This is a genomic window from Pigmentiphaga sp. (assembly GCF_033795525.1).
Taxonomy (GTDB): domain Bacteria; phylum Pseudomonadota; class Gammaproteobacteria; order Burkholderiales; family Burkholderiaceae_B; genus Pigmentiphaga.
In genome coordinates this window covers 678,149-700,359 of record NZ_JARYGM010000001.1, presented here as the reverse complement: position 1 = coordinate 700,359, position 22,211 = coordinate 678,149, and the positions used below count along the sequence as shown (strand labels likewise).

Here is a 22,211-nt window from a genome sequence, read left to right as displayed (position 1 = left end):
AGGGCGCTCAGCGCTTGAGAAGACGGGAAAGAACGTTGGCCAGGGTCTTGTCGAGGTGGTCGGCCATGGCCTGGCGTGCGCCCGCACTGTCGCCGGCGGCCAGGGCGTCGAGCAGGGCCAGGTGCTGGGCCACCGAGGCCCGGAAGTCCTGCGGCGGGGGCGGCGCGGCAAACAGCATCGACTTGCGGCGCAGTTCCTCGATCAGCCTGGCCATGGACTCGTTGCCGCAGGCGGCACAGATGGTGCGGTGCAGTTCGAGGTCGAGCGATACGCGTTCGTGGTTGTCGGGCCGCTCGGCCTCGGCCAGCCCGGTCAGGCGCTGGCGCAGGTCGTCGATCGTGGCGGCGTCGATGGCCCCGGCTGCAAGACCGGCCGCCTCGGCTTCCAGCACCTTGCGGATCTTGAGCAGATCCAGGAATTCTTCCAGCGAAATACGGCGGACTTCCAGCACTCCGCGGCTGCGGCGGATGAAACCCTCGCCTTCGAGCCGGCGCAGCGCTTCTCGCAGCGGAGTGCGGGAGACGCCCAACTGCAGCGAGAGCTGGCGCTCGGAGATCGGCGTGCCCAGCGGGATTTCGTGCTTGAGCACCATGTCGTGCAACTGGGCATGTACGCGCGCCACCAGGCCGCCCGGTTCGGGCGAGGCATCGGCATCGGTGTCGAGCGGTTCGGGCTCCTGGACCAGAAAGCTCATGTCGTCATCCTTGCTCTTGATTGCCGCGTTCATGTCAGGCGCGGCAGGCGTTCGATGCCCACATCGGCCGCATCCATTTTTTCCTGTGCCTCGTCCAGCCAGGGCTGGAGGGTGGCGATGCGCCGGGTGATGGCGTCGAAGTCCTTGCGGAAAGTCGGCATGACGGCTTCGACTTCCTCGAACACGGCAGCCTCGTCCACCGTGGTGACGCGGCGGTCGCGGATGACCCAGCGGCCATCGACCATCACGTGCTTGACCGCGCGTCCTCCCTCGATGTTGACGAGCTGGCGCGCTACGCTGTTGAGCGGCACGAAGCTCGGGTCGGCGAGGTCGACGATGGACAGGTCGGCCTGGTAGCCCGGGGCGATGCGGCCGATGGTGTCGCCCAGCCGCGCGCCTTCAGCGCCGCCTTCGGTCGCTGCCTTGAGCGCCTCCATTGCGGGGGGCGGGCCCTTGCGCAGGTCGCTGACGACCGCCAGCAGCGAGAAGAGCTTCATCGCCGCGTACATGTTCTGCGCATCGGAGCAGCTGCAGTTGTCGCAGCCCAGGCCGATGCGCACGCCGGCGCGCATCAGCATCTTGATCGGCGGCAGGCCGCATTGCATCTTCAGGTTGCCCTGGGGGTTCAGCACCGTGCCGGCGCCGGTCTGGGCAAGGAGATCGATCTCGTCGGGCGCCAGCCATACGCTGTGCGCGAAGTTCATCTGGGGGCCGAGGCAGCCTTCGGCATGCAGGCGGCGGATCAGCGAGCCGCCGTACTGCGCCAGCTCCTGGCGCGCGGTGAGGGCCATGCCCTTGGACTCGTAGATATGCGAATACACCGGCAGGTCGTAGCGTCTGGCCAGGTCCATGGTGCGCGCCATCAGTTCGGTGGTGCAGCGCTCGGGCGACGAGGGGCCCAGCGCCCAATGGCGGCGGGCCTTGGCGGGCGCTTTCAGGCAGGCCTGTTCGAAGTAGTCGAGCAGGTCCAGCCGCTTTTCGGGCTCGGCCGCGCTCGACAGCATGTGGTGGTATTCGGGCGGGAACACCTCTTTCCAGTAGGGGACCGTGTCCAGGCCCTTGCGGTCGCCGTATTGCAGCGCGAACACGACCCGGATGCCAACGTCTTCATAGGCCTGCATCACCGTGTCGAGATGTTCGGGTTCGAAGGGGTACAGGGTCAGCATGTCCTGCACCGTGGTCATGCCCGAGCGCAGGCACTCCAGCGCGCCCAGCAGGGTCCGCGCGCGCAGTTCCTCTTTCGAGCGTGGCGGGTACTGCGCCGGCAGGGCATAGAGACGCCATTGTTCGAGCGGCACCTGTTCCAGCGTACCTTTCGCCAGTACGTCGTGCGAGTGGTAGTGGGCGTTGACGAAACCGGGCAGCACCAAGTGGCCCGTTGCGTCGAGTTTCTCGGGCGGCGTCTGGCCGGGCCGCAGGCCATAGCGCGGCGCGACGCCAAGGATGACGTCATTGGCGATGGCGATGTCGGCGACAGGAGGCTGGTGCCAGTCGGCGCCCGGGGCCATGACGCGTGCGTTCGCGATCCAGAGCGTAGTGCCTTCTGGCAAGGGTAAAGAGTCGGCCATCGCCGCGGTTCTCCAAAGTTGCCGCCGCGTGGCGGACTGGGTTGTATCCCGTTGGTATACCGCCGTAATGCAAGTCGTGTGCCAATGCTTGCGCGGGCTGTCGCGCACGGCTTCGTCTCACAAATCGGAACGTACGCACCAATTCCGGGCATGTGCGGCGCGGTACGTGTGCATGGAGGCACCGTTATGCGACCCGTATCGATTTTCTAGACGATCGACATGCCCTGCACGAGAGAGTGCCGCAGATTCGCCGACGGTGGCACACAACTTGCCTTTCGAAGGTATGTCACCGGTATACGTCCGGAATACCAACTGCATGCCAAGTACCAAGGCAGCCGAGTCGTGTATTTCGCCTGTAGCCGGATTCGGCCCTCGCTCATTCCGGCCACACCGTCTTCCTGACGAACATTCCATAGAGAGGTATGCATGAAGCTGCTTAATATCGTGGGTATTGCACTGGGCATTGCGTTCACCGCGGGCGCTGCCAGCGCGCAAAGCGTTGGGAAAATCCGCATTGCCGAGGCCGATTCGTTTTCGGCCGAAGACCTGCCCCAACTGATCGCGTACGCGCGCGCCAAGCAGCGCGGGGTCGATATTCAGGTCACCGCGTTGAAGTCGGACGACATCGCGTTCCAGGCCGTGCTGAACGGTCAGGTGGACATGGGCGTGGGCGATTCCTATGAGGCCATCGCCAATCTGAAGGCGCCTATCCGCAATATCTACCAGGTCCGCAAGCTGGCCTACGTGCCGGTGGTCGACAAGACCGTATACCCCGACTGGAAGTCGCTGAACGGCCAGACCTTCGCGGTGCACTCGCGCGGCTCGGGTACGGAGACGATGGCCCAGATCATGGAAAAGAAGGCCGGCATCAAGTTCGGCAAGATCAGCTACGTGCCGGGTTCCGAAGTGCGCGTGGTGGCAATGCAGCGCGGCAACATCAAGGCCACTTATCTCGACCTGACCAGCTCGAAGGTGCTGATCGACAGCGATCCCAAGCGCTTCGGCGCGCTGCCCGTGCAGGACCAGGACGCCTCGGATTCGACCTTCTATGTCAACACCGAATTCCTGCAAAAGAATCAGCGTGCCGTCCAGATCCTGGTCGAGGAGCTGCTGAAGGCTGCCAAGGCCACCGTCGCCGATCCGGCATGGCCGGCCGCGCAGCGCAAGGAACTGGGCCTGTTGCCCGATCTGTCGGCCAAGGAAGTGGCCGAGATCACGCCGTACTTCCAGCGCGCCGTGGCCGCGAACATCTTCCCCGTGGACGGCGGTGGCAGGACGGCCGCGCAGGCGGACATCGACTTCCTCGGCCAGGCCGGCAAGCTGAAGTCGGACGGCAATCTCGAGACATTCTGGGACTTCAAGCCGCTCGAGGTGGCGCAGCAGGCTCTTGCAACCAGATAAAGCACGCGTGGGAATCATGCCGCATACCACCACCGCGGGCGCGGCTATCGCGCCCGCCACCGACATCGTAGGCGGAGCGCGCATCGCGCGCTGGCGCAGCCATGCCCCGTTGCTGTGGAAGCTCGCTTCCTTCGCGCTTTTCTTCGGGCTATGGGAAATAGCCGGGCGCATTCCGATCAGCCTGGCGTTTCCGCCATTCTCCAAAGTGGTCGTGGCGCTCGTCCAGCTGCTGGCCAGCGGCGAACTGTTCAAGGCCTATGCCGACACGCTGCCGCCGCTGCTGGCCGGATTGCTCATCACCGCCGTGTTCGGCGTGGCATGCGGCGTCGCGATGGGCTTGTCGCGCGTCACCGAATGGGCGTTCTATCCCGCGATGGTGATCATGCAGACCGCGCCCATGGCGGCCATCATCCCGCTCATCACCTTCTTGTACGGCATAGGCGTGACGGCGAAGATCATCGCCGTGGTGATCTTGTCGCTGCCCATGGTCGCGATGAACAGCTACAGCGGCATCCGGCAGACCAATGCCTCGCTGTTGGAGATGACCCGATCCTTCATGGGCACGCGGCGCCAACAGGTGACCAAGATCATCCTGCCGCATGCGAGCGGCATGATCTTCGCCGGCCTGCGTCTCGGCATCTCGGGTGGCTTCATCGGCATCGTCCTGGCGGAACTGCTGATCACGCCCACCGGAATCGGCGACACCATCAGCTACAACCGCTCGGTTGCGCGCTATCCGGAAATGTTCGCCGCCATCCTGTCCATCATCCTGCTCGCCACGCTGGTGCTGACAGCCGTGCAACTCATCGAGCGGCGCATCTTTGCCGCCCTCGGACAGCTACATACCCAGAAATGACCACCCATTCCAGCGTCGCGGCCGCTCCCGCCGTCATCAATCCCGCGTCCGACCCGATCATCAAGGCGCTCGGCATAAGCATGTGCTATCCGAACGGCGTCACGGCGCTCGAGAACGTTTCCCTCGACATTCCGCGCGGCGAGCTGGTCACGCTGCTGGGTCCGTCGGGCTGCGGCAAGACCACCTTGCTGAAAATCATTGCCGGCCTGATCGAACCCACCGCAGGCGAAATCCGCGCGAACGGCAAGACCGTGCGGGGTCCGGGGCCGGACCGCGCCTTCGTGTTCCAGGACTTCGCGCTGATGCCCTGGGCCACCGTGCTGCGCAATGTCGCTTTCGGCCTGGAGCTGCGCGGCACCCCGCGCGAGAAGCGCGAAGAGATTGCGCGCCACTACATCCACGAAGTCGGCCTGGCGGGTTTCGAGGACAAATACCCGAACGAGCTGTCGGGCGGCATGCGCCAGCGTGCCGGCCTCGCGCGGGCGCTGTCGGTGGATGCCGACGTGCTGTTGATGGACGAGCCCTTCTCGGCGATCGACGAGCAGATGCGCCGCAAGCTGCAGGAGGATTTGCTGTCGCTGCTAAGGGTCGAGAAAAAAACGGTGATCTTCGTCACCCATTCCATCGAGGAAGCGGTTTATCTGTCAGACGAAATCGTGCTGCTTACGCGGCATCCGGGCAAAGTCGTCAAGACCGTACGGCCTGGCATGGATCGCGACGCGAGTCCCGACGAAATCCGCCGCGACCGGCGCTATCTGGACGCTGTCGACGACATCTGGTCCCAACTCAAACAGTATCTTCTTTGAATCATGGCCAAACAGAAACCGGTTCTGCTGTCGCTGCTGGCCTGGGCGATCCTTTGGGAACTCGCTGCGCGCTACACGGCCAACGACATGTTCCCGCCGCTATCGACAGTGGTGCAGACGGCATTCGAGCTGACCGGGCTGCAATCGTTCAAGAGCGCGCTCGTCATTACCGCCCGCGCCTTTGCGATAGGCATGCTGCTCTCGATCCTGGTCGGCATTCCCGTCGGCGCGCTGATGGGCCGGTTCAAGCCCATCGACCGCATCCTGAACGTATGGGTCAACGTCTTCATCTCGGCGCCGCTCACCGCCGTCGTCCCGGCCTTGATGCCTATCCTCGGCATCGGCGAGACGACGGTAGTTGCGACAGTCTTCCTGTTCGCGGTGTGGGTGATCATCATCGACACGCGCGAAGGGATGATAGGCATCAATCGTTCCCTGGTCGAAATGGCGCGCAGCCTGGGGGCCACCCGTTGGCAGATGTTCAGCAAGATCATGCTGCCTTCCGCGATGCCGGAAGTGATGACCGGCATACGCCTGAGCGTGGTGCGGGGTATCAAGGGCGTGATCATCGGCCAGATCGTGGTGGCGGTGGTCGGCTTCGGCGAGCTCTTCGACAGTTACCTGCATAGTTTCGAGATGGCCCGCTTCTGGGCGCTGGTCATGATCGTGTTCCTGCTCGGTATGGTCATGATGGGCTTGGTCGGTGCCGCCGAGCGGCGGCTCACGCGTCACGCCCGGGTGCGTTGACGCGGCCCGGGACTCGGCATGAAGCTCGCACCCATCGAATATCTGCGTCCGCGCACCGAGACGGAATTGCTGGCGGCATTGGCGCGGCATGGCACCGATGCCGCCATCCTGGCCGGGGGCCAGAGCCTGATTCCAGAACTGGCATTGCGCAGCCGTGCGGCGCGCGTCGTGATCGACATCAATCAGCTGGCCGGGGCCGGCGGTATCGGCCATGCTCCGCGCGAGGGCGGCGACCGACTCGAGCTGCGCATCGGCCCGCTGGCGCGGCATGGCGAAGCGGCCACCCACGAACTGGTGCGCGCGCATGCGCCGCTGCTGGCCATGGCGGCCGCCCATGTCGGCAACGCCGCGGTCCGCAATCGTGGCACGGTCTGCGGGGCCTTGGCCCATGCCGACCCGGCGGGCGAGTTTCCCTTGGCAATGGTGGCCTTGGATGCACGTTTTACGCTGAGATCTAGCCAGGGCCAGCGCATCCTGCCGGCAGAAGATTTTTTCACCGGTGCGTTCGCCACCGCGCGCCGTTCCGACGAGTATCTGGCCGAAGTGCGGCTTCCCTGCGCCGGCCCTCACGACTACCACTTCTTCGATGAAATCGCCCGCCGGCCGACCGCGCCGGCCTACGCCAGCGTAGCGTTGCTGGCCCGCTGCCGGCCCGGACAGGTGCCCGAGGTCCGCCTGGCGTTCAGCGGCGTGTCGGACCGCCCGCGGCTGCTTGGCACGACCGCTCTCGGCCTGGCTCGCCACCCTACGGACGCCGACGGTGCGCGGGCCGTCATGCGTGCCGAACTTGCTCGCTTCGTGCCCGACGGTGATGCGGCCTACCGCCTGCACCTGGCCGCCACGCTGCTCGAGCGGGCGCGGGCCGCGCTGTGCCGGCACCTGGACGGAATGCCCCAGCCATGAGTTACGACGAGATGACGCTCAGACTGCGCTGTACTGTGAACGGGCGTGCGCGCGCCGACGATGTGCCGGTACGCATGACCTTGGCCGACTACCTGCGCGAGGTGCTGGGCCTGACCGGCACGCATCTGGGCTGCGAACAGGGAGCCTGCGGCGCGTGCACGGTGCGCGCCGACGGAAAGGTGGTCCGTGCCTGCTTGATGCTCGCTGTCCAGGCCGAGGGTATGTGCATCGACACTATCGAAGGCCTGACCGCCAGCGGAGAACTGGCCGACCTGCAGGACGCGTTTCACCGCCACGCCGCCCTGCAATGCGGGTTCTGCACGGCGGGCATGCTGATCACCGCCGACGATGCCTTGCGTAAGGAGCCGTCCATCTCGCGTGACGGTGTAAGGCGGGCGCTGACCGGTAACCTCTGTCGCTGCACCGGCTATCAGGCGATCGTCGATGCCGTCGTCGATACTGCCAGGATGCGCCGCCATGCATGACGCCTCCCATACCGTGGCCCAAGGCATGGGCGGCGCCGTCCCGCCGCCGCGCAATCGCAGGCTGCTGGCCGGCCGGGGCCGCTACGTGGCCGATCTCCCCTTCCTGGCCTGCCTGCATGCCGCTTTCGTGCGTTGCCCGGTCGGGCACGCCCGCATCGTCCGCATCGACACCGAGGCCGCGCGGGCAATGCCCGGCGTGGAGGCCGTGTTCACGGGGGCGGACATCGCCGCCGTCTGCCGCGGCTACCGGGGCGCGACGGCGGCGTTTCCCGCGCTGCGCGCGCCGGTGCAGTATCCGCTGGCGATCGAGAAGGCCATGTGGAACGGCGAGCCTGTCGCGATGATCGTGGCCGATAGCCGCGCACGCGCCGAAGATGCCTGCGCCCGCGTGATCGTGGAATGGGAAGAATTGCCGGCGCTGACCGATCCGCGCGCGGCGCTGACCGCTCCGGCCATTCACGCCGGGCTGCCCGACAATCTGGTACTGCACCTGGACCAGCGCTCGGGCGAGGTGGAATCCGCGTTCGCCGGCGCCGCGCACGTCGTCGAGTGCGAGTTCGGTTTCAACCGCCATACCGGCGTGCCGATGGAAACGCGCGGCGTGGTGGCCGAATTCGAACCGTCGGAACGGCGGCTTACGGTGCACCTGAGCCACCAATGCCCCCACCAGATGCAACAGGAGTTCGCGCAGTTGCTCGGGCTCGACGCCCACCGGATACGGGTGGTCTGCCCCGACGTCGGCGGCGCGTTCGGCGTCAAGCAGCAGCTGTACGGCGACGAGCTGGCGGTGTGCGCCGCGTCCGTGCTGCTCGGCCGCCCCGTGCGTTTCATCGCCGATCGCGCCGAATCCATGCTGTCCGACATCCAGGCCCGCGAGCATCAGGTGAAAGGCCGGCTGGCGGTAGACGGGGAGGGCTGCCTGCTGGCCTTCGACGTGCAAGACCTCTATGCCATCGGGCCGTATTCGCAGTATCCACGCTCCAGCCTGGGTGAGCCGCGCGCAATCATGGGCCTGTGCGGGGCGCCGTATCGTTTCGATGCCTTCGCCGCGTCGTCCGACATCGTGTTCCAGAACAAGGTCATGGCCGGCCACTATCGCGGCGTGGGTCATCCGCTGGCGTGCGCGGTCACCGAAGCGCTGGTGGACGAAGCCGCCCGGGCCTGCGGCATCGGTCCGGTCGAGATCCGCCGCCGCAATTTCCTGCGGCCCGGAGACTTCCCGTATGTGGCGCCCACCGGCACGCGCTTCGAGCGGCTGGCGTTCAGCCAGAGCCTGGAAGCGCTGGAGCGCGCGGTAGACCTGCCGGCCTTGCACGCCGAGATCGCGCAGGCCCGCGAAGAAGGCCGCATCCAGGGCCTGGGCATCGCTGCCTTCGTCGAGCAGACCTCCCGCGGTCCATGGTTCTATGGCCAGGGCGAGCAGGCGGTATCCAGCCGCGACGGGTGCACGCTGCGCTTGGAGCCCTCCGGCGCGTTCCGCTGCATTTCCAGTGTGACGGAACAAGGACAGGGGACCGAAATGGGCGTGCGCCAGGTCGTCGCCGACGCGCTCGGCGTCGAGTTGGACCGGGTCGAGGTGATGACCGGCGATACGGCGGCCACTGCGCACGGTGGCGGCACCTGGGGGTCGCGCGGCATGGCCATAGGCGGCCAAGCCGCCTGGGAAGCGGCGGCGATCCTGCGCCGGGAAATTCTTCAGCTCGCTGCGATCGCGCTCCACACCGACGCCGACGCGTTGTCCATCCGCGGCGGCGACATCGTGGGCCGGGAAGACGGTGCGCCGAGGCTCGCACTGCGAGCCCTGGCCGAGGCTGCTCACTATCGGCCCTACGAATTCGGCGGTGTGCAGCCGCAGCTCGTGGCCAGCGCCACCTACGGCCCGCTCACGCAGCCTTACCGCTGCGGTACCGGCATCCAGCTATCGCGCATCGAGGTGGATGCGGACACCGGGCAGATCCGGCTGCTGCGCCACGTCGTCGTGCACGAAGCCGGGCGCATCGTCAATCCGCTGCTGGTCGACGGGCAGATCCGCGGCGGCGTGGCCCAGGGCCTGGGCGCGGCGCTGATGGAAGAATGTGCCTATGACGAACGCGGCCGCGCGCTGGCATCGTCGCTGTCGAGCTACCCGATGCCCATGGCCATCGATCTGCCCGACATAGAACTCGTCCACGCCGAGAGCCCGCCCTTGACCGACGACGGCCTGGGTATTGTCGGCGTAGGCGAGGCCGGCACCGTGGGTGCGGCCGCCGCTTTGATGAACGCCTTGAACGACGCGTTGGCGGCGGCGGGCCGCGGGCGCGTGTACTGCCTGCCGCTCACGCCGGAGCGGGTGCTGCGCGCATTGGGAGTTCTGGGCTAGCGCCGTCTGTCTTCTATACCAATTGGTGCGTTTCGGCGCGCCGTTGGCTCCCGGTTGTCCGCAAGTATTTTTCATAGGCTTGCGGCTGACGGCTGGCATCGTCCGCCGCATCGGCAAACTGGACTAAGGGAAGACCCGGGCACGACAGGCAGGCAGCGGCCGCCTTCGAGCGCTGTAACAGCTTTTCTCTGATTTTCCGGGCCTCGGGACGCACATGACATGCGCAATCGCCATGGTCCGATGCTACATTGAGCGATACACCTTGTTGCCCTTTCCCTGCTTGCCAGCATGAAGACTTCCGTTCCCCTCGTCGCCGTCCTCGCCCTTGCCGTCGGGGCCGGGATAGGCTATCTATCCCCGCGCTTCCTGGCAGAGGGCGTACCCCCGGATACCCCGCGCGCAGCCGCTTCCGCGCCGTCGGACAAGGGCGGAGGTCCGCAGGCCATCACCGTTGAGGTCCGGAAAGTGGCCCGGCGGCCGTTCGAGCGCGGTATCACCGCCGTGGGGAGCCTGCGGTCCGACGAATCCGTCACGCTCAGGCCCGAGGTGGCCGGGCGCATCAGCCAGATCCTGTTCAAGGAAGGCCAGCGGGTGCAGAAAGGGCAGGTGTTGATACGGCTCGACGATTCCGTCCCGCGTGCCGAGTTCGAGCAGGCACGGGCCAACTATTCGCTGGCCAAGAGCAATTACGACCGGTCCATCGAATTGCAGCAGAAGGGCTTCATCAGCAAGCAGGCCAAGGACGAAGCCGACAATGCCATGAAGGTGCAGGAGGCCGCCATGGTGCTGGCCCAGGTCCGCCTCGACAAGAACGCCATCCGCGCGCCGTTCGGCGGCGTGATCGGGCTGCGCAACGTGTCGGTGGGCGACTACGTCGCGGTGGGGCAGGATCTGGTCGCGCTCGAGGCGATCGATCCGCTCAAGGTCGATTTCCGTATTCCGGAGATCTACCTGCCGCAGATCCGCACGGGGCAGACCCTGGAGATTTCGCTCGACGCGCTGCCCGACAAGGCCTTCAATGGCACGGTCTACGCCATCAGCCCGCTGATCGATACGGGAGGACGGTCCATCGTCATGCGCGCCCAGGTCAAGAACCCGGGCGGGCAATTGCGCCCGGGCATGTTCGCCCGCGTACGGCTGCTGTTCGACGCCGCCGCCCAGGCGCTGGCCGTGCCCGAGGCGGCGCTGGTGCCCGTGGGCGACGACCAGTTCGTCTACCGTGTGCGGGAAGGGCGGGCCGAGCGCGTGCAGGTCGAGGTCGGCCAGCGGCGCGACGCCCTGGTCGAGATCACCTCGGGCTTGGCGGAGGGGGATGTCGTGGTGGTGGCGGGCACGCAGAAACTACGCGACGGCGTGCCGGTGAAAGTGGCCGCCACCGCTGCCTCGACCCTCTGAAGGCGGCGCCATGGTCCTGTCGGAAGTCTGCATCAAGCGCCCGGTCTTCGCCACCGTCCTGTCGCTGCTGGTCCTGCTGGTCGGCCTGATCTCCTATAGCCGCCTCACGGTGCGCGAGTATCCGCAGATCGACGAGCCGGTGGTTTCGGTCAGTACCGTCTACAAGGGGGCATCGGCAGAGGTCATCGAATCCCAGATCACCAAGCCGCTGGAGGACTCCCTGTCCGGCATCGAGGGGGTGGAAGTCATGACCTCCACCAGCCGGGCAGAGCGCAGCAACATCAACGTCCGTTTCCGCCTGTCGGTGTCCCCCGACGCCGCGGCGGCCGACGTCCGCGACAAGGTAGCGCGGGTGCGCGGCCGCCTGCCCGAGGAAATCGACGAGCCCATCATCGCCAAGGTCGAGGCCGACTCACAGCCCGTCATGTACCTGGCCGTGGAGGCCGGTTCGCTCTCTTCGATGGAAGCGTCCGACTACATCAACCGCTTCATCAAGCCGCGGCTGTCGGTGCTGCCCGGGGCCGCCGAGGTGCGGGTATTCGGCGAACGCCTGCCGGCCATGCGCATCAACGTCGACCGCAGCAAGCTCGCGGCCTACCGGCTGACGGTCCAGGACGTCGAAGACGCCTTGCGCAAGCAGAACGTCGAGATCCCCTCCGGCCGCATCGAGTCGAGCGCGCGGGAATTCTCGGTAGTGGCAGCGACCAACCTGCGCACCAAGGAACAATTCGAGAACGTCATCATCGCCAATGTGGGCGGCTACAGCGTGCGTATCGGCGACGTGGCCGCCGTCGGCCTGGGGCCTGTCGACGAGCGCGTGACCTCCCGTTTCAACGGCAAGCCGGCGCTCAACATCGGCGTGGTCAAGCAGTCCACCGCCAACCCGCTGGACCTGTCCAAGGCCGTACGCGCCGAGATCGAGCAGCTGAACACCACGCTGCCCTACGGGATGAAGCTCAACATGTCCTACGACACGTCGGTCTTCATCGAAAAATCCATCGAGTCGGTGTTTCACACCATCGCCGAGGCGATCGTGCTGGTGGTGCTGGTGATCTTCCTGTTCCTGCGGAACCTGCGCGCCAGCCTCATTCCCATCGTTACCATTCCGGTATCGCTGATCGGCGCCTGCACGCTGATGTATGCCTTCGGCTTTTCGATCAACACGCTTACGCTGCTGGCCATGGTGCTCGCCATCGGGCTGGTGGTGGACGATGCCATTGTCGTGCTGGAGAACATCTTCCGCCACATCGAGGAAGGAAAGTCGCGCCTGCAGGCGGCATTGATCGGTTCCCGCGAAATCGGCTTTGCCGTCATCGCCATGACGCTGACGCTGGTCACCGTCTATGCGCCGCTGGCCTTCGCCACAGGCCGTACCGGCCGCTTGTTCATCGAGTTCGCGCTGGCGCTGGCCGGCGCCGTGCTGGTTTCCGGCTTCGTCGCGCTGACCCTTACGCCCATGATGTGCTCCATTATGTTGCGCCACCAGACCTCCCATGGCCGGGTCTACAACTTCATCGAAAGCGGGCTGGAAGCGTTGACGCGAGGCTATCGCCGCGCATTGTCGCTGGCGCTGGCCCATCGCGGCTGGGTGGTCGTGCTCGGGCTGGCCGTGGGCGCCTGCAGCGCGCCGTTGTTCAAGACCATCAAGAGCGAGCTGTCGCCCGTGGAGGACCGGGGCGTCATCTACGGCCGGGTCGTCGCACCGCAAGGGGCGACGGTGGGCTATACCACCAGCTACCTGGAGCGGATGGAAGACATCTACAAGGACATCCCCGAAATGGCCGCTTACCAGTCGGTGGCGGGCTTTCCGGTGGTCACCGACGGCAACGCCGTGCTGCGCCTCAAGCCCTGGGAAGAGCGCACCCGTACTCAGCAGGAAATCGCCCGCTCGCTGCAGCAGCGCTTTGCGGCGCTGCCCGGGGTGCAGGCCTTCCCGTCGAATCCGCCGTCGCTGGGACAGTCGCCGCGATCGTCGCCCATCGAGTTCGTCATCATGAGCCAGGTCTCCTACCCCGAGCTGGCCACCATGACGGACACTTTCCTGGCCGAGCTGGCCAAGTATCCCGGCGTGCAGAACGTCCAGACCGACCTGCGCCTGAACACGCCGGAGCTGCGGGTGCTGGTCAACCGCGACAAGCTGGCCGACGTGGGCGTGGACGTCGACCGCGTGGGCCGCACGCTCGAATCCATGCTGGGCGGCCGTCAGGTCACCCGCTTCAAGGACAACGGCGAACAGTACGACGTACTGGTCCAGGTCGTGCCGCGCGACCGCTCCAACCCTGACGACATTTCCGACATCTACGTGCGCGCCCGCAGCGGCGAGATGGTGCAGCTGGCCAACCTGCTGTCCGTCCGCGAAGGCGTGTCGCCCCAGACGCTGAACCACTTCAACCGCATGCGGGCCGTCACTATTTCGGCCTCGCTAGCCCCGGGCTATGCGCTGGGCGAAGCGCTCGACGTCATGAACGACATCGCCGCACGCGTGCTTCCCGCCACCTCCCAGACCGACCTCAACGGCCAGTCGCGCGAATTCCGCGATTCGTCCGGCAGCATCTACCTGGTCTTCGCCATGGCGGTGGCTTTCATCTACCTGGTGCTCGCGGCCCAGTTCGAGAGCTGGCGCAATCCGCTGATCATCATGCTGTCGGTACCGTTGTCCATGACCGGTGCCTTGCTGGCGCTTTGGTTCTCGGGCGGGACACTATCCATCTACAGCCAGATCGGCCTGATTACGCTGGTGGGCCTCATCACCAAGCACGGCATCCTGATCGTGGAGTTCGCCAACCAGCTGCGCGACCAGGGCAAGGAGCTGCTGGACGCCGTGGCCGAGGCCAGCGTGCTGCGCCTGCGGCCTATCCTGATGACTACCGGCGCCATGGTGCTGGGCGCGGTGCCGCTGGCCTTCGCCACCGGCGCGGGCGCCGAGTCGCGGGTGCAGATCGGGTGGGTGATCGTGGGCGGCATGAGCCTGGGCACGCTTCTGACCTTGTTCGTGGTGCCTTGCGTCTACGCGCTGATCGCCGGCAAGCGCAAGCGGCCGCTCCCGGTGGGTGACCATCCCGTCGAACCCGATCCGCACACGGCCCCGGTGGCTCCGGCGCCGGAATCGGTGGGGTAGGGGAGTCGGCAAGCCGGTTGGGGGGCGGGCAGGCAGGCGGCGCGGCAGGCCCCAACCCGGGCTGTCCGGAGCCGCCGCGGCGGGTAGGCAAAACGGGGAAGCAAGGGCGTGCATGTTTGAGCGCGGTTTAGGGACAGCCCGGGGGGCTGTCCCCGCGCGAGTTCACGCCCGCCCCGTTTTGCCTACCTGCCGCGGGAAGTTCCGGCGCAGCCGGAACCGGCTTCGCCAGCCCGGGTTGGGGCCTGCCGCGCCGCCTGCCTGCCCGCCCCCCAACCGGCTTGCCGACGGTGCTGCCAAATGCCCTACACTTGGGCCTTCGCTTTTTCTCTTTGAGTGCTCGCAACAATGCGCTACGTCGTCCTGGATACGGAAACCACCGGCCTCGATCCCCAGCAAGGGCATCGCATCATCGAAATCGGCTGCGTGGAAATCGTCAACCGGCGCGTCACGCAGCGGCACTTCCATACCTACCTCAATCCCGATCGAGATAGCGATCCCGGCGCGTTGGAAGTGCACGGCCTGACCACCGAGTTCCTGTCCGACAAGCCGCGCTTCGAGGACAAGGTGGACGAGTTCCTCGACTTCGTGCGGGACGGCCACGTCATCATTCATAACGCCGAATTCGACATCCGCTTCCTGAATGCCGAACTCGCCCGCCTCCAGCGCGGGGACTTCCGTGGGCTGTGCCTCAGCGTGGTCGATTCGTTGCAGCATGCGCGTGAGCTGCACCCCGGCAAGCGCAACTCCCTCGACTCGCTGTGCGACCGCTACGGCATTTCGAACGCCCACCGGGTGCTACACGGGGCCTTGCTGGACTCCGAGCTGCTGGCCGAAGTCTGGCTGGCCATGACGCGCGGGCAGGACAGCCTGGTGATCGACCTGGGCGATACCGGCGGCCAGGTTGCGACCAGCTTCGGCAGCTTTGATCCCGGTGTCCTGCCGGTGGCGGCGGTAAGCGAGGCCGACTTGGCGGCGCACCAGGCGTACCTGGCGGGGCTGGACAAGGAGTCCAAGGGCCAGACGCTGTGGCGCAAGTGGGAGCCGCTTTCCGCCCAATAGGAAAGTATGCTATAGTGCTGGGCTTGCGCGCAAGGCGGAAGCCTTTGGCCAAAGACCGGCATTCGCCATGTCTTTGGGCGGTTAGCTCAGTGGTAGAGCACTGCCTTCACACGGCAGGGGTCACTGGTTCGAACCCAGTACCGCCCACCAATCCTCCCTACCATTTTCTTTTCCATGCCAGTCAGGCATGGCCGGTTTGCGCGCGCGCCCATTGCCCGCTGCGCTTCTTGCTTTAATCGGCCTCGCGCTCCAGCAGCGCGCGCTTGCGTTCGACGCCCCAGCGGTATCCCGACAGCGCCCCGTCGCTACGCACGACCCGGTGGCATGGAATGGCGACCGCCAGCGGGTTGGCGCCGCAAGCCCGCGCCACCGCGCGCACGGCCCGCGGCATGCCGATCAGGGCAGCGATCTCGGCGTAGGTGGCAGTGGTCCCGGGCGGGATCTTGCGCAGCGCCTGCCAGACGCGCTCCTGGAAGGCGGTGCCGCGTACGTCCAGGGGCAGGTCCAGCCCGACGGCGGGCGCTTCGACCAGCCCTACTACCCGCGCCACGACCTGTTCGAAATCGCGGTCGCCCCCTACCAGCGTGGCGCGGGGGAACTGGTCCTGCAGCTGGCGCACCAGCAGCTCGGGGTCGTCGCCCAGCAGGATGGCGCATACACCCCGCTCGCTTTGGGCGACGAGGATGGCTCCCAATGAACACTGGCCGACCGCGAAGCGGATGACGGCGTTGGCGCCTCCTGCCCGGTAGTCCGTCGGCCGCATGCCGAGCAGGCCGTCGGAGCTTTCATAGAAGCGGCTGCTGGCATTGAAGCCTGCTTCGTAGATGGCGTCGGTTACGGTGGTGCTGCCGTGCAACTGTCGGCGCAGCTTGCGGGCGCGATGGGCCGCGGCGTACGCCTTGGGCGTCAAGCCCGTCACGGCCTTGAATACCCGATGGAAGTGGTACATGCTCAGGCCGGCACGGGCGGCCAGTTCGGCCAGGGAAGGTACTGCGTCGGCCGTTTCGATCAACTGGCAAGCCTGGGCCGCTAGCGCCGCGTGGTGAGCCGCTACCGTCGTGCGGTCGCGGGCTGCCCGGCGGCTGGGGCGGTAGCCGGCCGCCTCGGCGGCTTCGGGCGTGTCGAAGAACTCGACGTTTTCCGGGCGGGGCCGGCGGGACGGGCTGCTGGGCCGGCAATAGACGCCCGTCGTCTTGACTCCGTAGACGAACTGGCCGTCGGCCGCCGGGTCGCGGGCCAGCAGGGCCTGCCAGCGCGGATCCCGCTCGGTCGGGACACCGGCTGGGAGGGCGGGAGGAGGAGTGAGTTTCATGTTGCTTGAGCGTCAGCGGAAGTTGTGACCAATGTAGCTGGCCCATCGCCGCCCGGCACCCCGGCTTTTGCGCTCAAATTCCGGCCGCCTGCCAGGCCTCAGGCGCGGCGCTGGACACCGTAGGCGGCGAGCCAGGAGCCTCCCCAGCCGATCAGGATGCCCAGGCCGTCGGCAATCAGATCTGTCCATTCCGCGGATCGGTAGGGGGTCAGCGACTGCAGCACCTCGACCAGCGCCCCATAGGCCAGCAGGCCTGCCAGCCGGGGCCACGCGGGACCGGGATAGGCGAAGCGGGCCAACAGGGCAAGCACCCCGAAGCCGAGGAGGTGGTTGGTCTTGTCCCAACCGGTAGAGGGCAGGGGCGTGGCGGGCGGCAGCAGGGACAGCACGAGTATGCCGAGCGCGGCCGCCCAGAACATCGGCTTCCAGCCGCCGAAGGCGGTCAAGCGTTGAGTCATTGTCTGCGGATCCAGGCTGATGGCGCGGCCCGGGCCGGGCCGCGGGGAGAACCCCTCCGCTATTATCGCCGCTCGTCCCGGGCGGGGCGAGCGGCGCGCGCCTGGCGCTTATTCCTTTTCGAGCAGGCAGCGGTAGATCAGCCCACCCACGATGCCGCCGATCAGCGGTACGACCCAGAACATCCAGAGCTGCTCCAGCGCCCAGCTTCCCTGGAACACCGCGACGCCGGTGCTGCGGGCGGGGTTGACCGAGGTATTCGTCACCGGGATGCTGATCAGGTGGATCAGCGTGAGAGCCAGGCCGATGGCCAATGGGGCCATGCCGGCTGGAGCCCGCTTGTCGGTGGCGCCGTGGATGACGATCAGGAAGAAGGCCGTCAGCACGAGCTCGCAAACGATGGCGGCCGTGAGCGAATATCCGCCGGGCGAGTGCTCCCCGTAGCCGTTGGAGGCGAACCCGGCGCCGGCGTCGAAGCCGGCCTTGCCGCTGGCGATCAAATAGAGGACCGCGCCGGCGGCAAGGCCGCCGATTACCTGCGCGATGAGGTAGGGGATGGCGTCCTTGGCCGGGAAGCGGCCGCCGGCGACGAGGCCGACGGTGACGGCAGGGTTGAAGTGGCCGCCGGAAATGTGGCCCACCGCGTAGGCCATGGTGACGACCGTCAGGCCGAAGGCCAGCGATACGCCCGCAAACCCGATGCCCAGTTCGGGAAACGCCGCTGCCAGTACGGCGCTGCCGCATCCGCCCAGCACCAGCCAGAATGTCCCCAGGAATTCAGCACAAAGCCGCTTACTCATACCTCTCCCCTCATTGTGGTTGTGACTGCATGGTTGAGCTGCATGACGAGCATGCATCTACATAGTTACGAACGCAACGACCGCGGCATTCTATGAGGTTCTTGCGCCACACTTCCCAGTGGTTTGGCATTGTTTAGCGTCGGCGTGCCCGCAGGTATGCCGGTTCCCCCAGCCGGTGAAACTGGTACGCATTTTGCGTGGTTCGCGAACGGGGCCGCTTCGCCCAGTCTTTTCCGGGAAAATACTTAGGTTCTAAAAATAGCTTTATTAAAAAGCAATGTTCGAAAATGAAGGTCCCGCCGGCGCAGGCGTGGTGCGCTTCGCACCGGGCTTGTGCTGCATTGCACCGGCATGGTTTGGGCTGCTGCCGCCAGAGGGAAAACCCTTCCTCTTCTGCTTGAAAAATAGCTTGCAAATAAAGCTATTTAATAAAGATAATTTGATGCGTGGAGCGATGGCTCGAGCCGTCGTTCACGGTCAGAAGAGGAATGGAATGCAAACCGAGTCATCAGCGATCAAGCCTATCGACCAGCTGGAGTTCCGGTCGGCGCTTGGCCAGTTCCCGACTGGCGTCGCGGTGGTCACGGCCGAGGCGCCGGATGGAAGCCGCATCGGCATGACGGTGACATCCTTCAATTCGGTGTCGCTCGATCCCCCGCTGGTGTTGTTCTCGATAGGGCGCAACAGCTACAGCCTGCCGGGGCTCGAGGCCGCCAGCCACTACAGCGTGAACGTCCTCTCGGAAGGCCAGCAGGATGTCTCCGCGCGGTTTGCCAAGGCCCGCAGCGACAAATGGACGGGTGTCCCGATCCGTAACCACGATGACTTGCCTTTTACGCTGGACGACTGCCTGGCCACTTTCCAATGTGCCCAGTTCGCCCAGTACGACGGCGGGGACCACGTGATTTTCGTGGGCCGCGTGCTGCGCGTCGAGCAGCGCGGCGCGGGACGTCCCCTTGTTTTCTTCGGCGGCCGGTACGCGGCCTTGGCCGAGGTCGCCTAGTTCAAGCATTGCATAAAGAGGAATCGGAGTCATGATCAAGAGCGGTGCCGCACATATTGCTTCGTTGCGTGATGGCCGGGCTGTCTATATCGACGGAAAGCCCGTCGAGGACGTCACGGTGCATCCCGCCTTCCGGAACTCCATCGGCAGCTATGCCGCTCTCTACGATTTCCAGTCGCGGCCGGAGAATCAGCAGAAGATGCTGTTCGCCTCGCCGTCCGGGGACGCGCTGGTCAGCCGGTGCTGGCAGTTGCCCACGAGCTTCGACGAGCTGGTCGAGCGGCGCCAGGCGCTGGAGCAATGGGCGGAATTGCACTACGGATTCATGGGGCGCTCGCCCGATCACGTCGCGTCCTGCCTGGGCGGCATGGTGATGGGGCTGGACGTCTTCCGCGCCTACGACCCGGCACGTGCCGAGGCGCTGGACAACTACTTCCGCCATGCGCGCGATAACGACCTGTTCCTGACCTACGTCATCATCAACCCCCAGGCCGACCGCAGCAAGTCGGCGCACCAGCAGGCCGATCCCTTCCTGACGCTGGGCAAGGTTTCCGAGGACGCGGAAGGAATCACCGTGCGCGGCGCGAAGATGCTGGCCACGAGCGGCATCATGGCGAACGAGGTGTTCGTGTCCTGCATCCAGCCGCTGCAGCCTGGCGACGAGCGCTACGCGCTGTCGTTCGCGGTGCCGATGAACACCCCGGGCTTGAAGGTCTTGTCGCGCAAGTCCTATGAGGCGCATGCGGTTTCATCCTTCGACAACCCCATGGCAAGCCGTTTCGACGAGAACGACGCGGTGCTCTACTTCGACGACGTGAAAGTGCCCTGGGACCGCGTGTTCATCAATGGCGACGTCGCGATGTGCCAGAAGCAGTTCCATGCCACGCCCGCGCATGTGTTCCAGAACTACCAGTGCCAGGTGCGCCTGGCGGTCAAGCTGCGCTTCCTGATGGGTATCGCCTACAAGACCGCCGAGATCAACGGCATTATCGGGTTGCCGCCCGTGCGCGACATGTTGGGGCAGCTGGCCGCCGAGGCCAACATGGTGGCTGCCCTGGTGGACGCCATGGAGGTAAAGGGCGAACGGTACGGCGATTATTTCGTGCCGAACAAGAGCATCCTGTACAGCTGCCAGGTGCTGACGCAGCAACTCTACGGCCAGATCCTGACCCGCCTGCGCGATCTCGCGGGCGGCGGCATGATCATGCTGCCCTCGAGCATCGACGATTTTCGCAACCCCATGCTGGCCGAACTGATAGGCAAGACGCAGCAATCGCCGGTTGCATCGTCGGAAGAGCGGGTGAAATTCTTCAAACTGGCATGGGACGCGGTTGGCTCGGAATTTGCATCGCGCCATACGCAGTACGAAATGTTCTACGCGGGCGCGGGCTTCGTGGTCAAGGGCCATTCTTTCCGCACCTACGACTGGAAGCGGTCCACCGCGCTGGTGGACGGGCTGCTCCAGAGCTATTCCCTGGAAGGCGAGCTGGCCACCAGCCGCGCCGCTTGAAACCGCTTCCTGACGCAAGAGGATTCCATGGCTGTCACCAAGAAACACGATGAATTCCACACGCTCGACATGGAGAGCGGCTGGCAACTGCCCGCGGGCTACGACCCGGCCACCGGGGCGATGGAGAAAATCCTGTCCGGTTCGCTCGACGAACTCAACAAACGCGGCAGCCGCACCCGCCTGCTGCGCTTCCCCCCGGGTTTCCACACCAAGCAGGCCATCGTCCACGACTACTGGGAAGAAGTGTTCCTGGTCAGCGGCGACCTGACCGTGGGCAATGACGAGAACGGCGAAGGCGGCACGCCCTTCTCCGGCTACACCTACGCCGTGCGTCCCCCCGGTGCCTGGCACGGTCCGTTCAAGTCCAACGACGGATGCCTGTTGCTGGAAATCCATTACTACGACCCCGCGTGACGGGGCGCCGGGCGGCTTGCCATGGTGCAGGCCGCAGCCCGGCGCACGCAGCGCATTTTTCCCTATTGATCGAGGATGCCATGGCTATTCACCCGTTTGCCTACAGTATGGTTGCAGGCGCGCTTGCCGCGCTATTTGCCGCTGCGCCGGCGGCCGGTCAGCAGCAGAAAGTCAGCGATGACGTCGTCAAGATCGGGGTCATGACCGACATGTCCTCGATCTTCTCCGATATCGGCGGCAAAGGGTCGGTGATCGCTGCCGAGATGGCGGTAGCGGACTTCGGCGGAAAGGTCCTGGGCAAGCCGGTCCAGGTCGTTGCCGCGGATCACCAGAACAAGACGGACGTGGCGGCCAGCCGTGCCCGCGAGTGGTTCGACACCCAGCAGGTGGATATGGTGACGGACCTGCTGCCTTCGTCCGTGGCGCTGGCAGTGGCCCAGGTCGGCAAGCAGAAGCAGCGCGTGGTGATCGTCAATGGCGGCGGCACGACGCGGCTGACGAACGAGGACTGCTCTCCCTATACGGTGCATTACACCTACGACACGTACCAGCTGACGCACGGTACGGTGGGCGCGTTGTCCGCCATGGGCAAGGATTCCTACTATTTCGTCACGGTCGACTATGCGCTGGGCGCTTCGCTAGACCAGGACGCTGAAAGCGCCATCAAGGAGCACAAGGGCAAGCTGGTCGGCCGCATCAAGCATCCCATGAATACCGCCGACCTGTCGTCCTACCTGCTGCAGGCCCAGGCCTCGGGCGCCAAGGTGATCGCGTTGAACAACGCTGGCGGCGATGCCATCAATGCCATCAAGAGCGCCAAGCAATTCATGATCGGCAAGGACGGCAAGCAAGTCCTCGCCAGCAACCACCTGTTCATCAGCGACGTGCACAGCGCAGGGCTGGACGCGGCCCAGGACATGGTGCTGACCACCAGCTTCTACTGGGACCGCAACGATGAAACCCGGGCCTGGTCCAAGCGTTTCTTTGCCAAGGCGGGCAAGATGCCGACCATGGACCATGCCGGCGTTTACTCGTCGACCATGCACTACTTGAAAGCCGTCCAGGCCGCCGGGACCGATGCGCCGGATGCCGTGCTGGCCAAGATGAAGTCCACTCCCGTCAACGACTTCTTCGCCAAGAACGGCGTCATCCGCGCCGACGGCCGGATGGTGTTCGACGTATACCTGGTGCGGGTCAAGAAGCCGTCCGAGTCCAAGGGCGCCTGGGACTATTACCAGGTGCTGCAGACCATCCCGGGCGACAAGGCTTTCATGCCGCTGTCCAAGAGCGCCTGCTCGCTTGCCAAGAGCTGACTTCCGGATCTA

At 65.7% G+C, this 22,211-nt stretch carries 19 protein-coding genes and 1 tRNA gene; 15 read left to right on the top strand and 5 right to left on the bottom strand.

Annotated elements, in window-relative coordinates; translation table 11 throughout:
- Positions 1–7: 7 nt before the first annotated feature.
- Together QHC78_RS03365 and QHC78_RS03360 are read right to left on the bottom strand one after the other, a co-directional pair.
- The gene (locus QHC78_RS03365) at positions 8–727 is read right to left on the bottom strand and encodes a GntR family transcriptional regulator (RefSeq protein ID WP_319742446.1); all 720 of its coding nucleotides are present in this window, start codon (positions 725–727) and stop codon (positions 8–10) included.
- A complete protein-coding gene (locus tag QHC78_RS03360) occupies positions 724–2,262 on the bottom strand; it encodes an amidohydrolase family protein (RefSeq protein WP_319742445.1) in 1,539 nt (512 codons plus the stop codon). Before QHC78_RS03360 ends, QHC78_RS03365 begins: the two co-directional genes overlap by 4 nt.
- A 426-nt stretch (positions 2,263–2,688) precedes the next feature.
- On the opposite strand from QHC78_RS03360, the gene QHC78_RS03355 reads away from it, so the two are divergent.
- From QHC78_RS03355 to QHC78_RS03305, 11 genes are all read left to right on the top strand, one after another.
- Complete coding sequence (locus QHC78_RS03355) at positions 2,689–3,663, top strand: ABC transporter substrate-binding protein (protein ID WP_319742444.1); 975 nt, start codon at positions 2,689–2,691, stop codon at positions 3,661–3,663.
- A gap of 16 nt (positions 3,664–3,679) precedes the next feature.
- Entirely contained in the window at positions 3,680–4,519 is an 840-nt protein-coding gene (locus QHC78_RS03350) for an ABC transporter permease (protein ID WP_319742443.1), read from the top strand.
- Entirely contained in the window at positions 4,516–5,325 is an 810-nt protein-coding gene (locus tag QHC78_RS03345) for an ABC transporter ATP-binding protein (RefSeq protein ID WP_319742442.1), read from the top strand. Before QHC78_RS03350 ends, QHC78_RS03345 begins: the two co-directional genes overlap by 4 nt.
- Positions 5,326–5,328: 3 nt before the next feature.
- Entirely contained in the window at positions 5,329–6,072 is a 744-nt protein-coding gene (locus tag QHC78_RS03340; RefSeq protein WP_319742441.1) for an ABC transporter permease, read from the top strand.
- 18 nt (positions 6,073–6,090) lie between these two features.
- Positions 6,091–6,975 (top strand): FAD binding domain-containing protein, encoded by an 885-nt coding sequence (locus tag QHC78_RS03335; protein WP_319742440.1) that lies wholly within the window; start codon positions 6,091–6,093, stop codon positions 6,973–6,975.
- Positions 6,972–7,460, top strand: coding sequence for a (2Fe-2S)-binding protein (locus tag QHC78_RS03330; RefSeq protein ID WP_319742439.1), 489 nt, complete (start codon positions 6,972–6,974; stop codon positions 7,458–7,460). Before QHC78_RS03335 ends, QHC78_RS03330 begins: the two co-directional genes overlap by 4 nt.
- Entirely contained in the window at positions 7,453–9,819 is a 2,367-nt protein-coding gene (locus QHC78_RS03325) for a xanthine dehydrogenase family protein molybdopterin-binding subunit (RefSeq protein WP_319742438.1), read from the top strand. Before QHC78_RS03330 ends, QHC78_RS03325 begins: the two co-directional genes overlap by 8 nt.
- 288 nt (positions 9,820–10,107) lie before the next feature.
- Positions 10,108–11,214 carry an efflux RND transporter periplasmic adaptor subunit gene (locus tag QHC78_RS03320; RefSeq protein WP_319742437.1) on the top strand — a complete coding sequence of 369 codons (1,107 nt, stop codon included), beginning with the start codon at positions 10,108–10,110 and terminating at the stop codon, positions 11,212–11,214.
- Between the two features lie 10 nt (positions 11,215–11,224).
- Complete coding sequence (locus QHC78_RS03315) at positions 11,225–14,332, top strand: efflux RND transporter permease subunit (protein WP_319742436.1); 3,108 nt, start codon at positions 11,225–11,227, stop codon at positions 14,330–14,332.
- Between the two features lie 345 nt (positions 14,333–14,677).
- Positions 14,678–15,391, top strand: coding sequence for a DNA polymerase III subunit epsilon (dnaQ, locus tag QHC78_RS03310; RefSeq protein ID WP_319742435.1), 714 nt, complete (start codon positions 14,678–14,680; stop codon positions 15,389–15,391).
- Between the two features lie 75 nt (positions 15,392–15,466).
- Positions 15,467–15,541 (top strand) — tRNA-Val (locus QHC78_RS03305).
- An 82-nt stretch (positions 15,542–15,623) separates the two neighbouring features.
- Here QHC78_RS03305 and ada read toward each other — a convergent pair.
- From ada to aqpZ, 3 genes are all read right to left on the bottom strand, one after another.
- Positions 15,624–16,703 carry a bifunctional DNA-binding transcriptional regulator/O6-methylguanine-DNA methyltransferase Ada gene (gene ada / locus QHC78_RS03300; protein WP_319742434.1) on the bottom strand — a complete coding sequence of 360 codons (1,080 nt, stop codon included), beginning with the start codon at positions 16,701–16,703 and terminating at the stop codon, positions 15,624–15,626.
- 98 nt (positions 16,704–16,801) lie between these two features.
- Positions 16,802–17,161 (bottom strand): VanZ family protein, encoded by a 360-nt coding sequence (locus tag QHC78_RS03295; protein WP_319742433.1) that lies wholly within the window; start codon positions 17,159–17,161, stop codon positions 16,802–16,804.
- Between the two features lie 108 nt (positions 17,162–17,269).
- Positions 17,270–17,959, bottom strand: coding sequence for an aquaporin Z (gene aqpZ, locus QHC78_RS03290; protein WP_319742432.1), 690 nt, complete (start codon positions 17,957–17,959; stop codon positions 17,270–17,272).
- A gap of 493 nt (positions 17,960–18,452) precedes the next feature.
- Between aqpZ and QHC78_RS03285 the strand changes: the two genes are divergently transcribed.
- The 4 genes from QHC78_RS03285 (at position 18,453) to QHC78_RS03270 (ending at position 22,199) form a co-directional block, all read left to right on the top strand.
- The gene (locus QHC78_RS03285) at positions 18,453–18,962 is read left to right on the top strand and encodes a flavin reductase family protein (protein WP_319742431.1); all 510 of its coding nucleotides are present in this window, start codon (positions 18,453–18,455) and stop codon (positions 18,960–18,962) included.
- A 31-nt stretch (positions 18,963–18,993) separates the two neighbouring features.
- Positions 18,994–20,472, top strand: coding sequence for a 4-hydroxyphenylacetate 3-hydroxylase family protein (locus QHC78_RS03280; protein ID WP_319742430.1), 1,479 nt, complete (start codon positions 18,994–18,996; stop codon positions 20,470–20,472).
- A gap of 27 nt (positions 20,473–20,499) precedes the next feature.
- Positions 20,500–20,886 (top strand): cupin domain-containing protein, encoded by a 387-nt coding sequence (locus QHC78_RS03275; RefSeq protein ID WP_319742369.1) that lies wholly within the window; start codon positions 20,500–20,502, stop codon positions 20,884–20,886.
- An 80-nt stretch (positions 20,887–20,966) separates the two neighbouring features.
- Positions 20,967–22,199: an ABC transporter substrate-binding protein gene (locus tag QHC78_RS03270; RefSeq protein WP_319742429.1), complete on the top strand. Its 1,233-nt coding sequence runs from the start codon at positions 20,967–20,969 to the stop codon at positions 22,197–22,199.
- The last annotated feature ends 12 nt before the right edge of the window (positions 22,200–22,211 follow it).

Coding starts and splice junctions, on each gene's coding strand:
- QHC78_RS03365 (WP_319742446.1), bottom strand. CDS start 727: ATGAACGCGGCAATCAAGAGCAAGGATGACGACATGAGCTTTCTGGTC.
- QHC78_RS03360 (WP_319742445.1), bottom strand. CDS start 2,262: ATGGCCGACTCTTTACCCTTGCCAGAAGGCACTACGCTCTGGATCGCG.
- QHC78_RS03355 (WP_319742444.1), top strand. CDS start 2,689: ATGAAGCTGCTTAATATCGTGGGTATTGCACTGGGCATTGCGTTCACC.
- QHC78_RS03350 (WP_319742443.1), top strand. CDS start 3,680: ATGCCGCATACCACCACCGCGGGCGCGGCTATCGCGCCCGCCACCGAC.
- QHC78_RS03345 (WP_319742442.1), top strand. CDS start 4,516: ATGACCACCCATTCCAGCGTCGCGGCCGCTCCCGCCGTCATCAATCCC.
- QHC78_RS03340 (WP_319742441.1), top strand. CDS start 5,329: ATGGCCAAACAGAAACCGGTTCTGCTGTCGCTGCTGGCCTGGGCGATC.
- QHC78_RS03335 (WP_319742440.1), top strand. CDS start 6,091: ATGAAGCTCGCACCCATCGAATATCTGCGTCCGCGCACCGAGACGGAA.
- QHC78_RS03330 (WP_319742439.1), top strand. CDS start 6,972: ATGAGTTACGACGAGATGACGCTCAGACTGCGCTGTACTGTGAACGGG.
- QHC78_RS03325 (WP_319742438.1), top strand. CDS start 7,453: ATGCATGACGCCTCCCATACCGTGGCCCAAGGCATGGGCGGCGCCGTC.
- QHC78_RS03320 (WP_319742437.1), top strand. CDS start 10,108: ATGAAGACTTCCGTTCCCCTCGTCGCCGTCCTCGCCCTTGCCGTCGGG.
- QHC78_RS03315 (WP_319742436.1), top strand. CDS start 11,225: ATGGTCCTGTCGGAAGTCTGCATCAAGCGCCCGGTCTTCGCCACCGTC.
- dnaQ (WP_319742435.1), top strand. CDS start 14,678: ATGCGCTACGTCGTCCTGGATACGGAAACCACCGGCCTCGATCCCCAG.
- ada (WP_319742434.1), bottom strand. CDS start 16,703: ATGAAACTCACTCCTCCTCCCGCCCTCCCAGCCGGTGTCCCGACCGAG.
- QHC78_RS03295 (WP_319742433.1), bottom strand. CDS start 17,161: ATGACTCAACGCTTGACCGCCTTCGGCGGCTGGAAGCCGATGTTCTGG.
- aqpZ (WP_319742432.1), bottom strand. CDS start 17,959: ATGAGTAAGCGGCTTTGTGCTGAATTCCTGGGGACATTCTGGCTGGTG.
- QHC78_RS03285 (WP_319742431.1), top strand. CDS start 18,453: ATGCAAACCGAGTCATCAGCGATCAAGCCTATCGACCAGCTGGAGTTC.
- QHC78_RS03280 (WP_319742430.1), top strand. CDS start 18,994: ATGATCAAGAGCGGTGCCGCACATATTGCTTCGTTGCGTGATGGCCGG.
- QHC78_RS03275 (WP_319742369.1), top strand. CDS start 20,500: ATGGCTGTCACCAAGAAACACGATGAATTCCACACGCTCGACATGGAG.
- QHC78_RS03270 (WP_319742429.1), top strand. CDS start 20,967: ATGGCTATTCACCCGTTTGCCTACAGTATGGTTGCAGGCGCGCTTGCC.